The organism is Pseudoalteromonas sp. SG41-5, from assembly GCF_014164495.1.
GTDB classification, from domain to species: Bacteria; Pseudomonadota; Gammaproteobacteria; order Enterobacterales; family Alteromonadaceae; genus Pseudoalteromonas; species Pseudoalteromonas rhizosphaerae.
The window spans coordinates 1-12,395 of the sequence record NZ_JACJFH010000065.1; the positions used below are offsets into that span (position 1 = coordinate 1).

Below are 12,395 nucleotides of genomic sequence, written 5' to 3' on the forward strand. Positions count from 1 at the left end.
CTTCGGGCTTCGGGCTTCGGGCTTCGGGCTTCGGGCTTCGGGCAAAGATTAAAACCTTGTGGTGCTGCCACAAGGTTTTTTTATGCCTATGATTACAAGGTGATGGTGAGTTGTTAAACTCAGTTAAAAGAATAAGAACGTAAACTACTTTGCAATCAATCTCTTTATTCCCTGTACACCTTGTACAGAGTATCTTTCTGTTCCAAATGTTATTTGGTGCATTATTAATTAATAGCCAAAAACAAAGTCGTTCCTTGGTGCTGCTATTTGTATTTCAAGGCTGTGTATGCGCCTTTAACCTGTTAGAAGGGTTAGGCCTTTCTGATTACTTAATCACACCGGCATTTACATTACTGTATGGGCCTATGATTTACTTTTTTACCTTGTCGATTACAGGTAAGCAGCCCTTTATAACATCACACTACGCGGTTCACTTAATTCCTGCGGCTATTTCCTTGGCCTTTACCCACTACACGCAGGCGATCATTTTACTCGGTTCGCTCAGTCAACTTGGCTACTTCTACTTTGCTTATGGCACTTTAAAGGGCTACCACAAACAACTTATGCATGCGCGCTCAGATGCTGAGAGCCTTAAGTTAAAGTGGTTGTTCAAAGCATTATTTATTTTTGCCATTATTGTCGTATTCGATTTGCTGCGCATGAATGTGCAACCAATCACGCCGCTCGATTTAAAGATGTACTGGTACTTATTAAACGAAATACTGTTACTGCTTATGTTTAGCTTTTTGTTGTTCCACACCACCAAGAATAGCTTTCAATTCGAGCCTGTCACATTACCTGAAGAAACCGAAGCTGAAGAAGCTGATTCGTCTGATGAGCAACTTGCACAGCAAATTTTCTCAACCATTGATAACTTGATTATTAATGAATCGCTTTATCGACAACCTAGGCTGTCACTAAACGACTTAGCAGATCAAACAGGGCTCGGTAGTAAAGAAATATCTTGGGCTATTAACAGCACAACGGGGAACAACTTTTGTGAGTACATCAACCAGCATAAAGTGAATGATGTTAAACGCGAAATAGAGCAAGACTCACCTCAAAAACTCAGCCTGATAGAACTGGCATTTCAAGCTGGCTTTAATTCTAAATCGACTTTTAATGCGGTGTTTAAAAAAGAAACGGGATTAACGCCGAGTCAATTTAAGAAGCAAACACTAAAAAACAGCTCATAAAACAGACAAAAAACGTCCTAAATCCTGTTTTAGGACGCTTTTTTACAGCCCAAACGCTAATTTAAACAAAAAACAGCTTTGAGACTCCAGATGTACAAGTCCTATTTTTTACTACTAATATTGTGCCTATTAATAAACTTTTCGGGTTCTGCGTTAGCAACGAATCATTCTTTAGAGGTAACGAATCAAGCCTTAAAAGTGCAACCAAATCGCGTTGGTGCAACAGACCCAATCGCTTACTTTCAATCGAAAACAGCAGCAATAGAATTTGCTAAACAACAAAACTGGGCTCTGGTGAATAAACTCACAAAACAGCTCATTAATGAATATCAAAATGATGGCGATACTTGGTATTTACTTGGTCTCAGTTATTTTCAATTGGCCGATTATCAAAATGCCAGCAATGCTTTGCAACGCGCACTTGCAATTGGGACTAGCTTAAAAGGCATTCCTAATGGGGCTAGTAATCCTAACGATTTAATGGTGAAAATTGCAGAGGCATACGCAGAGCTTAATAACCAACAGCAAGCCGAGTATTGGCTCAAAAAAGCACTGGCAGCAAGATGGGATGACCGCCCAACACTTGCTGGCACCAGCTTATTTAAATCTGGTACTAACCCTCACTTTGAACGCTTTGCGCAATCAACCAGTTATAAATCACTTGCAGGTAATAATTTGGAGACTGAACTCAATCGAGATCAAAAATGGCGCACCGATTTAGCGTTTTTAGCTGCAGAGATTAAACGTTTACACGTGGCAATGTATCAAAACATAAGCCCTCAACAATTTGCTGAAAAAGTAGCAAGCATTGATAAAGCGATTCCTATTATGATTGATCAGCAAATTATTTTTCAGTTTATGGAGCTAATTGCACTACTTGGCAATGGTCATAATTTATTGATCCCAGCATGGGGTGAAAAAGGCAACTTTCAGCAATTGCCATTTCAGTTTTATCAATTTAGTGATGGCTTATACATCACCAAAGCAAGTAGTGATTACCAGCAATATATTGGCTATAAAGTTGCAGCATTTGCCGATACACCAGCCGATCAAGCCCTTGAGTTAACTAAACGTGTTAATGCTCGTGATAATGAAATGCAAACCCTGTGGTTGGGCCCATATTATTTAAGTTTGCTTGATGTACTAAACGGGCTTGGCATTAGCAAAGGTAACGAGGTAACACTCACGCTCAGCTCACCAAAAGGGGCTATCACCACAGTTACACCAGCGCTCAAGTCAATGCAATTTGCAGGTTTTCCTAAGTTACCAAAACTTACTGAACACCCTACGCTTAGATACTTACAAAAAACAACACGCCGTTTTGGAGCGAACAAATCAAAACGAATAAATTACTGTATGTACAATTCAATGATGTGCGAAATAGCAAAGATCTCACACTTGCTGAATTTGCTATGCAGCTACAAGCACAAATCAAATACGATGACATTGAGCATATGGTGCTAGACCTTCGCCATAACAGTGGTGGTAATGGCTCGCTCAACCCACCTATGGTGGCAACTGCCGCATTTTTTAAAGTATTAAAGCCACAAGGAAAGTTATTTATATTAATTGGCCGCAATACGTTTTCGGCAGGCCATGATGTAGCAGTTAAGATTGCCAATATAGTGCCAGCGATTTTTGTAGGTGAACCATCAGGCACCCGCCCTAACGTGGCTGGTGAAGCAGGCTGGTTTAACCTACCATACAGTAAACAAACAGGACTTATTTCGAGCCAGTTCCACCAGCAAAGCAGAGCTGAAGATCATCGTATTTGGTTAGCGCCCGATATGCCAATTACACTTTCTGCAAAAGATTACTTTGCAGGTGTCGATCCGGTGATGGATGCTGTTTTAACCATAACTAAGCAATAAACAGTGCTGGCATAAACCTTGTAACTATTCAGTTATAGCAACAATTTGCCCTTGTTTACTGTGTAATTAAGCAACTTTTACGCAGTACTCAAGGCATTTTTACAAGGAGGCACTGTGTCTAAATCTGCAATTTTATATCGCATGGTGACCGATGAGCATATTTGCCCCTTCGGTTTAAAATCAAAAGATTTATTAGAGCGACATGGTTACGATGTTGATGATCGTCACTTAACCAGCCGTGAGCAAACTGACGAATTCAAACAGCAGCATAATGTAAAAACCACGCCACAAACCTTTATTGATGATAAACGTATAGGTGGGTACGATGATTTGCGCGATTTTTTCAATCTGACCAAAGCGGGTCAACAAGGCACAACTTACACGCCAGTGTTAGCTATTTTTGCAGTCACACTATTACTCAGCTGCGGGTTTAGCTATGCCAATGGCGACGCTTTATTGTCTATGCAAAACTTAATGCTGTTTATTGCACTGTCGATGGCGGTGTTAGCAATTCAAAAGCTACAAGATTTATATAGCTTTTCAAACTCATTTATTACCTATGACTTACTTGCCATGCGCGTTGTGCCTTATGCTTATGTTTATCCTTTTATTGAAGCCTATGTTGCCATCGGGATGGTGGCCAAACTTCCGGCCTTAGCGGTGGCGCCGTTCTCGTTATTTATTGGTGGTATTGGTGCGGTATCAGTATTTAAAGCTGTATATATAGATAAACGTGAACTCAAGTGCGCGTGCGTCGGTGGCAACAGCAATGTACCGCTAGGTTTTATCTCATTAACCGAGAATCTATTTATGATAACAGCGGGTCTTTGGATGCTAGTTAGTTGATAAAACATATAACGGTTTTGCCCCTTTATTACTGTTCTACCGTGGTTAAATCTGCAAAATTTAGTTAGTATGGTCACGTGTTATTTTTTATTAACGCTCCATCAATTAGGAATTTATGAACAAAGATTTACTGCTCCATCCGGTACTTATTTCACTAGCAATGATCACTATTGCGTTTACTCTTAAGGCGCTGGTTGACAGATTTGCGCGCCATAAAGCAGAAAAAAAAGAAAAAGATATTCGCTATATTTCGCACAATATTAAGCACTCTATTAACCTAGCAACGGTGCTATTACTGCTATTTGTATGGTCTACTGAAATCCAGAACTTTGCGCTGTCGATCGCGGCATTTGCAGTGGCTATTGTATTTGCGACCAGAGAGTTTATTCAATGTATAATTGGCTTTTTCTATTTAGTTACCACGCGCCCGTTTCGGGTTGGTGACTGGGTACAGGTTGGTGAATACTATGGTGAAATTGCTGAAACCGATTGGATCAAAACCACCATGCATGAAATTGACATGCACACCTATCAGTTTTCTCGCAAAACCATTTATATTCCGAATAATAAGCTGATCACTAACCCGATTAAAAACTTAAACTTTGTAAAACGTTTTACCACTCATCACTTTAGTATTGTGCGTAAAGAAAGTTTTAATCCGTATCCAATTTACGAAACTCTAACCACGAAAGCGAAGCAATATTGTGAAGAGTTTCAAGATGTGGCTGGTCGTTATAATTCGATTATCGAAAGAAAATTAGATGCAAAAATTTCTGGCCCTGAGCCTGAAATACACTTTAGCACCACCGAATTAGGCGAGTTTAAAGCCAGCTTCACTTTATTCTGTCCCACTGACAAGGCGCTGGGAATAGAGCATAAGCTAACTGCCTTTTTTATGGAGCTTTGGTACAGTGAAGCTGCAAAACAACAAAGCAGTAACTCTCACATATAATAAGAATATGCCACTATATGGACATAGTTTAACTCACTTGATTAAAACTGAAGTGAGTTAAGCTTTTAACGCTAGCCTCCCGATCTAATATCTCGCTCAAACTCAGTTTTAGTTTTTACTGGCTGACAAGTTGATTGAACCGTGCTCTTATTACTTTCATCTTCGTCAGAACTAAAGATTGTGTAGCTATAGTCTGTTTCAACTTCACCACCTAAGCACTCATGCTCTGCAAATAATTCATCTCCATAACCCTCTGGCATTTCTTTTGACGCACACCCACTGAGGATCAGAAATGTTATTAAAATTGACATTACTTTCATATTAATCACCTTAAAAGAACACGTTATAACTCATACTCAAAATGCCATGATGGAAGCTTGTTGAGTAATGGCTGAAGTGCTTTTTCTTTTCTTAAATCACGACGCTCTCTCTCTAACTGTTCTCGCTCTCGGCGTAACTCTTTACTTTGGCTACTTGACGATTTATCACTCGCTAATTCATTACTAATAGATTGCAGCCGCCAATTAATATTATTAAGTCGATCATCTATCTCGGCTTTCCTTGCTTCAAATTGATAACGCTCGTTACCTTCTTGCCATGCTTTTCTAAACTGTGTGTCATTACAAATCCCGTTATACGCATCGCCTCGCAAACCTAGGGTAAAGCCATTTTCAGGCTCACAAAAGGCTGCGAGCCCCTGTTTGTAACCAGCTTGATAATCATCTAATTTTGCAGTGATGCCAAATTCACTACAAGCAGATATGATTTCTCTGCCATGTTCAAATGTATACCCTTGCTCACCATGACTAAAGCCTAAATTTGTCCAATTGGCCTGTATACATTCATCCTGAGACAAAGAAGAGCATCCTGATATAGATAGTAGAAATAAAATAAACATACAACGGCTAAACATGCTATTTCCTGAAGTGTCATAGACTATTCAAGTACCTATTTTAAGAGATATTCGTTTAAAGTGAATGATAAAAATGTAACAAGCTATTCTAATTCCGTTGAAGTTTAAAATTTACGACAAAACTTAATCCTTTCATCACAAAAAATAACATGAGGCATACTCATAATATTAAAAAGCTGCCTCATAGATATTTTCTTTATTTAACCGTTTGAGCTTGGTTAGTTGGTACATTTTGTTGCTTCATTATCCAACGGGCTATGTTATCTTTTCGCATGAACTTAACACCAGTATGCTGTTTTGCATACTGGATAAAATCATCAAGCGCTTTTACTCGCGCAGGCGTTCCTGCAATACGGTCATGAGCACTAATCGACATCATTCGTCTTCTGTGTTTTCCTTCAGCGTATAACACGTCAAACTCATCTTTTAACTCTTGTAAGTAGGCTTGGGCCGTCATTGCAGTGCTTCCTGAATAGCGCACAATGTCGTTATTACGAAAAGTATAAGGTACAACCACAAAAGGCTTATTATTTACTGGTGTAAAAGAAGGCTCATCACGCGATAGATCATCAATATGATAAATAAACCCCAGCTCTTGCAAAAGCGTAAGTGTATTTTTTGAGTGTCTCATCCAAAATGCATTAAAGCCAACCGGCCGCATGCCTGTCACTTTTTCGATAATATCTGCACTTTTAATATATGAAGCGCGCTCTTGTTCAACACTCATAGAATATTGTGGTGTCCATGTTTGGCCGTGACCCGATGCTTCATGCCCTCGTGAAACCACTTCTTTAGCAAGTGCTGGATTTAATTCCACAGCCCTACCCACCATATGAGAAGTAACTTTAATATTATGTTTATCCCATAGATCAAGTAATCGTGGGATCCCTTCATTCATCCCATACTGATACCAAGTAGGCGAAATCGTATCGTGATAACCCTGCTCTATTTGAGGAAACGGCCCTGCATCAGAGCTATCTTGTGCTGTTGCTTCAAATTGCATTGAAATAGAAATCACTAATTGTGCATCATCAGGCCAATAACCTGATTTATCAGATAATGGGGCCGCATTTAACAACTTACTGCTGCACAGTGCCATTAAAAAAGTGAGTAAAGGTAAAGCCTTCATTTTTTATCTCCTTAACTAATTAACGCGGTCCTGCCGTTACTGTGATCTCGGCTGTTTGCAAAGAGTGCTGATGTAAGAAAAACCCTGTAAGTGCACTTGTTGCCCCTTGTGGAACAGCTAATTTTTCTACATCCAATGCATACACTTTATAGGTATAGCTATGCTTGCGTCCTTCTGGTGGACATGGTCCAAAGTACCCGGGCTTACCCATATCTGTATTATCTTCAATGGCCCCTTCGGGCAAAGTCGTTGAAGATAGTGAGTTACTAGTAAGAGGAATATCATGTACTACCCAGTGCCAAAAACCACTGCCAGTTGGTGCGTCATTGTCATACACTGTCACGGCAAAGCTTTTGGCTTTCTTAGGCGCATTTTGCCATTTAAGTTGTGGCCTAACATTACTCCCCTGACAACCAAAGCTATTCCAGTATTGCTCACTCTTTATTGCCTGCCCTGGCTGTAAATCAGGGCTCGATAAACTAAATTCAGCCGCAAAACTGGCACTACTAAACAGCCCGCTGATCAGTAAAGTAACTACTGAGTTTGAAAAATTAACCATTTTTAGCCCTTATATTTTCAGTTAAAAAGTTACTTTTGATATGCTGGGTAATCGGTATAACCTTTGGCTGTACCGCCAAACAATGTACTCCCATCGGTAATCGTGTTTAGTGGCAGTTGCTCTTGAATACGATACGGTAAGTCTGGGTTGGCAATAAAACGACGACCGAATGCGATGTAATCGGCAAGACCTTGTTCAATAAGCTGCGCACCTGAATGCTCGGTATAATTACCGGCAACAATAATCGCGCCACTAAAATACTGACGAAGTGCGACTCTAAACTCTGGTGTTACGGTAGGTGCATCGTCCCAGTCCGCTTCGGCAAGATGAATATACGCAATACCAATTTGCTCAAATTGCTTTGCTGCCAATAAAATAGTGTCAATTGCTTCACTATCACCCATACCACGCTGAGTGATAAAAGGCGCTAATCTAATACCCACTTTATGAGCTCCAATGGCATTACTAATTGCGCCAATAATTTCACAGGCAAAACGAATACGGTTTTCTTGGCTACCGCCATATTCATCTGTGCGTTTATTCGCTGAACGTCTTAAAAACTGATCAATTAAATACCCGTTACCTCCATGTATTTCAACGCCATCGAAACCAGCCTCAATCGCGTTAATTGCCGCTTGCTTATAGTCATTTACTATTTCTTTAATTTCTTTAACACTTAGTGCTCGTGGGGTTGGGCAGTCAAGCATCCGTCCTTCTCCATCATCGCCTACCACCCAAACTTGTGCATCTGGGGCAAGTGCAGATGGGGCAACTGGCGTTCCATCATGATGAAATGAAGAGTGCGACATTCGACCAACGTGCCAAAGTTGTAAAAATATTTTACCACCTTCTTTATGCACAGCTTGTGTTACTTGCTTCCAACCTTCGATTTGTTCTTGCGTGTAAATACCTGGCGTAAATGAGTAACCTTTGCCCTGAGCAGAAATTTGTGTTGCTTCAGAAATAATCAGCCCTGCAGTAGCACGCTGCGCATAATAAGTGGCCATCAGTTCAGTGGGAATATCACCCGGTTGCGCAGTTCGCGAACGGGTCATAGGTGCCATCACAATTCTATTTTGCGTGACCATGCCACCGAGGGTTTTAACTTCAAATAAGGATTCTATAGACATAACTAACTCTCTTATAAATAATGTTTATCTGGATTTAAATTAAATTTCATCACTACTAAATAGCATTTCGACCTTTATCTCTTCTGGTCCAGGTATAAATACTTGCTGCTCTAACAGCTCTGGCACGGTTCGCTCAAAGTAGCTTATACCTGTTTGCGCTAAGCGACTTTTCAATCCTTGATAACCTATGCTACGAATCGCAATGTGATCTACCACTCCTTGGCCTTGGGTTTTGCTGTTTAATGCTGATAAGTAACCCTGTTGCGCTTTATTACCCGTGGCATTAACCAAATGAATCAAAGCAACATTATCACTGCCGTATAACCATGCCCCTTCGAAAGGGAAAGGCGGACGATACCCTTCAACTAGCCCAACTGAAATTATAAAGAACTGTCGCATCGCCTGGTAATCACAACTAGAAATTAATACATGATCTAAACGCATAAACTTTCTCTGTTGATAATGAGTACAACCAGTTTAACTATTTACTTAAATTTGATAATTGAGTTAATATCAAAAACACTATTCATTAATACTGAATTATAAAGAGTGAGGAACGATGGCTAAGATTGATGATATGCAGCTTTTTGTTCATGTGGTGCGCTCTGGCGGGCTTGCTGCAGCTGGGCGAAAAATTGGTTTATCGCCTGCGAGTATGACGGCACGTATCAACCAGCTTGAAAATCACTATCAAACCCGACTATTAATACGTAATACTCGAAGTATTAAATTAACCGAGGCTGGAGAGCACTTTTTTCAAGGCTGTTTAAGAGTGATTGCTGAAATTGATGCCGCAGAGCAAAGTATTCAGCTTAGTAAAAACACTCTTTCGGGTAGTCTCAAAGTAACCGCACCCTCTGACTTTGGTAAACAGTTTGTTGCCCCTGCAATAGCTAAATTTGTAGCACTGAATCCACAAGTAAAACCACACCTACATTTAACCGATGGCTTAGTTAATCTAGTTGAAGAAGGCATTGATATTGCTATTCGCTTTGGAAACTTACCCGATAGTAATTTGATTAGCCGAATGATCAAAGCCAATAAACGTGTGTTATGTGCTTCAGCTGAATATTTAAAAATACATGGCCAACCTTTACAACCAAGCGATTTATTAAATCATCGCTGCTTAGTAATGGAGAGACTTGGTCAATCGATGCATGATTGGCATTTTAAAGACGAGGTAATTCGCGTACCTGTAGCTATGAGTAGCAGTGATGGTGCAGTGATCAGACAGTGGGCAATTAACGGTGCAGGTATTGCTCTAAAATCAATGGTAGATATTAATGATGATCTAACTAACGGTAATTTAGTGACGTTACTTGATGACTATATTCTCGGTTTTAGTAATAAAGATAAACAACAGATTGGCTTGCAGTTTCTTTACCCATCAAGGCAATTTCAGCCACGGCAAGTTGTCGCATTTATGGATTTCTTTCAGCAGCAAATTTAACTTTGAAGATAATAGACTCTAATAAAAAAACCTTGAGAGTTTGCACTTTCAAGGTTTTATTTAGAGCGTTTGACAGTTATAAAAATTAAGCCGTGCCACCTACTGTTAGGTTATCTATTTTCAGGCTTGGCTGACCAACACCTACTGGCACGCTTTGGCCATCTTTACCGCAAACGCCCACGCCTTTATCAAGCGCTAAATCATTACCTACCATAGAGATTTGTTGCATAACTTCAGGGCCGTTACCAATTAATGTGGCGCCTTTGATTGGCCGAGTAATTTTTCCGTTTTCAATTAAGTAGGCTTCTGAGGCACTAAATACAAACTTGCCTGAAGTGATATCTACTTGGCCGCCACCAAAGTTTGGGGCGAAGATACCTTTTTTAACTGTGCTAATAATATCGGCTTGGCTGTGCTCGCCGCCTAACATATAAGTATTGGTCATACGTGGCATAGGTAAATGCGCGTATGACTCACGGCGCGCATTACCAGTTGGGTTAACGCCCATCAAACGCGCATTCATTTTATCTTGCATGTAGCCTTTTAAAATACCGTTTTCGATAAGTACGTTGTACGCTGCAGGAGTACCTTCGTCATCCACATTAAGTGAACCTCGGCGATCGGCAATGGTGCCGTCATCAACTACAGTACACAGCTCTGATGCGACTTTTTGGCCCACTTTACCGCTAAATGCCGAGGCTCCTTTACGGTTAAAGTCGCCTTCTAGGCCATGACCTACGGCTTCATGCAGTAATACTCCTGGCCAACCTGCGCCAAGTACCACTTCCATCGTGCCCGCTGGAGCGTCAATAGCTTCAAGGTTTACTTTTGCTTGGCGTACGGCTTCTTCTGCGTATTCCATCCAACGGGGTTTACCATCCACCAGTTCTTTAAAGTAACCATAGTCTAAACGTGCGCCACCACCTGCGCCACCGCGTTCACGGCGGCCGTCTTTTTCAAGTAATACCGAACAATTTAAACGGATCAATGGGCGGATATCGGTGGCAAATGTACCATCGCTGGCCGCAATCAATACTTCTTCATACACCGCAGACATAGAGCTAATAACTTGCTCTGCGTCAGGAGCAAGCTCACGAATATAATTTTCAAGCTCACGTAATAAATTTACTTTGTCGGTATCACTCATGCTTTGAATCGGCTGCAGTGGTGCAAACTGCTGTTTTGCTGCTACATCACTAAATACCTGAATGGCTTTACTTTCACCTGCTTCGGCAATACTGCGCGCAGCGGTTGCGGCTTTGTTAAGTGCTTCTAAATTAATTGCATCAGAGTACGAAAACCCCGTTTTTTCACCGCTCACGGCACGTACACCTACGCCACGTTCAACGTTGTACGAGCCTTCTTTTACTAAGCCATCTTCAAGCACCCATGATTCATGGTGGCTAGATTGAAAGTAAAGATCCGCGTAATCAACTTTATGCTGATGAATAAAACCAAGCGTTTTTTCGAGTTCTTCTCGATTTAGCTGACTGTCGTGTAATAAATGCTGTTCAACCGTGTTCATAATAAATGCTCTCTAAATCGTTGGTGAGATTGCACTGGCATATCTCGACGAATGGCGTGTAAGCGGTTTAGATCTGGCTGACAACCAATAAACCCAATGCCATTTGCAAGCTCGCTGAGGACGTCGCCCCAAGGAGAAATAATAATACTGTGGCCGTATGTCGCGCGACCATTTTCGTGTTGCCCTACTTGCGCAGCAGCAATCACATAACTTTGCGTCTCTATCGCTCTGGCCGTTAATAACGGTTGCCAATGAGCTGCACCTGTTATGGTAGTAAATGCGCTAGGCACTAAAATAACCTCTGCCCCGGCTCGTTGCAAAGCACTAAATAAGCCACTAAAGCGTAGATCATAACATACTGTAAGACCTATTTTACCAAACGGTGAATCGACCACCACAATGTCACTGCCCGCTTCGGTGAAGTTAGACTCGCGATACGCACCAGTCCCATCAGCAACATCAACGTCAAATAAATGCATTTTATTGTACTGGGCCAGCACTTCACCTTGCTCATTAAAAAGCAAAGACGCTGCAAAGTATTTGTCATGCTCTGTGGCAATAGGCACAGTACCTGCTGCTAGCCAAATATCATGTTGGCGACATAACTCACTTAATTGTTGTTGATAAACATCACTTTGCTTTGCTACAACAAGTGTTTCATGACCGCTATTAGCAAACACTAAGAAGCTTTCAGGTAAACACACCAGTAACGGCCGAGTTGCAGGAAGCGTGGTTAACTGTTGCCTAAGTTGATTCATGTTGTCATCAGCACACAGCCCGGAGCACATTTGTAGAGCGACTATCATAGCTTGCATCGTTTAAGG

14 protein-coding genes are annotated in these 12,395 nt (G+C 41.0%); 6 read left to right on the forward strand and 8 right to left on the reverse strand.

Translation table 11 applies throughout. The annotated features are described in order from the left end of the window. The first annotated feature begins 149 nt into the window (after positions 1 to 149). The 5 genes from H5232_RS15720 (at position 150) to H5232_RS15740 (ending at position 4,865) form a co-directional block, all read left to right on the forward strand. A complete protein-coding gene (locus H5232_RS15720; RefSeq protein WP_182831168.1) occupies positions 150 to 1,196 on the forward strand; it encodes an AraC family transcriptional regulator in 1,047 nt (348 codons plus the stop codon). A gap of 198 nt (positions 1,197 to 1,394) precedes the next feature. Further along, positions 1,395 to 2,660 (forward strand): tetratricopeptide repeat protein, encoded by a 1,266-nt coding sequence (locus H5232_RS15725; protein ID WP_182740322.1) that lies wholly within the window; start codon positions 1,395 to 1,397, stop codon positions 2,658 to 2,660. Beyond that, complete coding sequence (locus H5232_RS15730) at positions 2,609 to 3,067, forward strand: hypothetical protein (protein WP_182740321.1); 459 nt, start codon at positions 2,609 to 2,611, stop codon at positions 3,065 to 3,067. The genes H5232_RS15725 and H5232_RS15730 overlap by 52 nt, the downstream gene beginning before the upstream one ends. Positions 3,068 to 3,181: 114 nt before the next feature. Further along, positions 3,182 to 3,913, forward strand: a complete 732-nt coding sequence (locus H5232_RS15735) for a glutaredoxin family protein (protein ID WP_182760726.1) — start codon at positions 3,182 to 3,184, stop codon at positions 3,911 to 3,913. Between the two features lie 115 nt (positions 3,914 to 4,028). After that, on the forward strand, positions 4,029 to 4,865 hold the full coding sequence (locus tag H5232_RS15740) for a mechanosensitive ion channel family protein (protein ID WP_145238627.1): 837 nt from the start codon (positions 4,029 to 4,031) through the stop codon (positions 4,863 to 4,865). 71 nt (positions 4,866 to 4,936) lie between these two features. Here H5232_RS15740 and H5232_RS15745 read toward each other — a convergent pair whose 3' ends face one another. The 6 genes from H5232_RS15745 to H5232_RS15770 form a co-directional block, all read right to left on the reverse strand. Next, positions 4,937 to 5,185: a hypothetical protein gene (locus tag H5232_RS15745; protein WP_259399450.1), complete on the reverse strand. Its 249-nt coding sequence runs from the start codon at positions 5,183 to 5,185 to the stop codon at positions 4,937 to 4,939. Positions 5,186 to 5,208: 23 nt separating this feature from the next. Continuing rightward, positions 5,209 to 5,778, reverse strand: a complete 570-nt coding sequence (locus H5232_RS15750; RefSeq protein ID WP_182740319.1) for a DUF2799 domain-containing protein — start codon at positions 5,776 to 5,778, stop codon at positions 5,209 to 5,211. A gap of 196 nt (positions 5,779 to 5,974) precedes the next feature. After that, on the reverse strand, positions 5,975 to 6,877 hold the full coding sequence (locus tag H5232_RS15755; RefSeq protein WP_310736706.1) for a polysaccharide deacetylase family protein: 903 nt from the start codon (positions 6,875 to 6,877) through the stop codon (positions 5,975 to 5,977). Positions 6,878 to 6,926: 49 nt separating this feature from the next. Further along, entirely contained in the window at positions 6,927 to 7,466 is a 540-nt protein-coding gene (locus H5232_RS15760) for a YbhB/YbcL family Raf kinase inhibitor-like protein (RefSeq protein WP_182831169.1), read from the reverse strand. 29 nt (positions 7,467 to 7,495) lie between these two features. Then, positions 7,496 to 8,596, reverse strand: a complete 1,101-nt coding sequence (locus tag H5232_RS15765; RefSeq protein ID WP_054202524.1) for an alkene reductase — start codon at positions 8,594 to 8,596, stop codon at positions 7,496 to 7,498. Positions 8,597 to 8,635: 39 nt separating this feature from the next. Next, positions 8,636 to 9,040: a lactoylglutathione lyase gene (locus H5232_RS15770; protein ID WP_182831170.1), complete on the reverse strand. Its 405-nt coding sequence runs from the start codon at positions 9,038 to 9,040 to the stop codon at positions 8,636 to 8,638. A gap of 115 nt (positions 9,041 to 9,155) precedes the next feature. On the opposite strand from H5232_RS15770, the gene H5232_RS15775 reads away from it, so the two are divergent. Further along, positions 9,156 to 10,046 (forward strand): LysR family transcriptional regulator, encoded by an 891-nt coding sequence (locus tag H5232_RS15775; protein ID WP_182797536.1) that lies wholly within the window; start codon positions 9,156 to 9,158, stop codon positions 10,044 to 10,046. A gap of 85 nt (positions 10,047 to 10,131) precedes the next feature. Here the strand turns inward: H5232_RS15775 and tldD are convergent, their stop codons facing one another. Together tldD and H5232_RS15785 are read right to left on the reverse strand one after the other, a co-directional pair. Next, positions 10,132 to 11,571 carry a metalloprotease TldD gene (gene tldD / locus H5232_RS15780; protein ID WP_149982653.1) on the reverse strand — a complete coding sequence of 480 codons (1,440 nt, stop codon included), beginning with the start codon at positions 11,569 to 11,571 and terminating at the stop codon, positions 10,132 to 10,134. Next, positions 11,568 to 12,377, reverse strand: coding sequence for a carbon-nitrogen hydrolase family protein (locus tag H5232_RS15785; RefSeq protein ID WP_145238760.1), 810 nt, complete (start codon positions 12,375 to 12,377; stop codon positions 11,568 to 11,570). The genes tldD and H5232_RS15785 overlap by 4 nt, the downstream gene beginning before the upstream one ends. Between the last annotated feature and the right edge of the window lie 18 nt (positions 12,378 to 12,395).

Coding starts and splice junctions, on each gene's coding strand:
- H5232_RS15730 (WP_182740321.1), top strand. CDS start 2,609: ATGCAGCTACAAGCACAAATCAAATACGATGACATTGAGCATATGGTG.
- H5232_RS15740 (WP_145238627.1), top strand. CDS start 4,029: ATGAACAAAGATTTACTGCTCCATCCGGTACTTATTTCACTAGCAATG.
- H5232_RS15745 (WP_259399450.1), bottom strand. CDS start 5,185: ATGAAAGTAATGTCAATTTTAATAACATTTCTGATCCTCAGTGGGTGT.
- H5232_RS15750 (WP_182740319.1), bottom strand. CDS start 5,778: ATGTTTAGCCGTTGTATGTTTATTTTATTTCTACTATCTATATCAGGA.
- H5232_RS15755 (WP_310736706.1), bottom strand. CDS start 6,877: ATGGCACTGTGCAGCAGTAAGTTGTTAAATGCGGCCCCATTATCTGAT.
- H5232_RS15760 (WP_182831169.1), bottom strand. CDS start 7,466: ATGGTTAATTTTTCAAACTCAGTAGTTACTTTACTGATCAGCGGGCTG.
- H5232_RS15765 (WP_054202524.1), bottom strand. CDS start 8,596: ATGTCTATAGAATCCTTATTTGAAGTTAAAACCCTCGGTGGCATGGTC.
- H5232_RS15770 (WP_182831170.1), bottom strand. CDS start 9,040: ATGCGTTTAGATCATGTATTAATTTCTAGTTGTGATTACCAGGCGATG.
- H5232_RS15775 (WP_182797536.1), top strand. CDS start 9,156: ATGGCTAAGATTGATGATATGCAGCTTTTTGTTCATGTGGTGCGCTCT.
- tldD (WP_149982653.1), bottom strand. CDS start 11,571: ATGAACACGGTTGAACAGCATTTATTACACGACAGTCAGCTAAATCGA.
- H5232_RS15785 (WP_145238760.1), bottom strand. CDS start 12,377: ATGATAGTCGCTCTACAAATGTGCTCCGGGCTGTGTGCTGATGACAAC.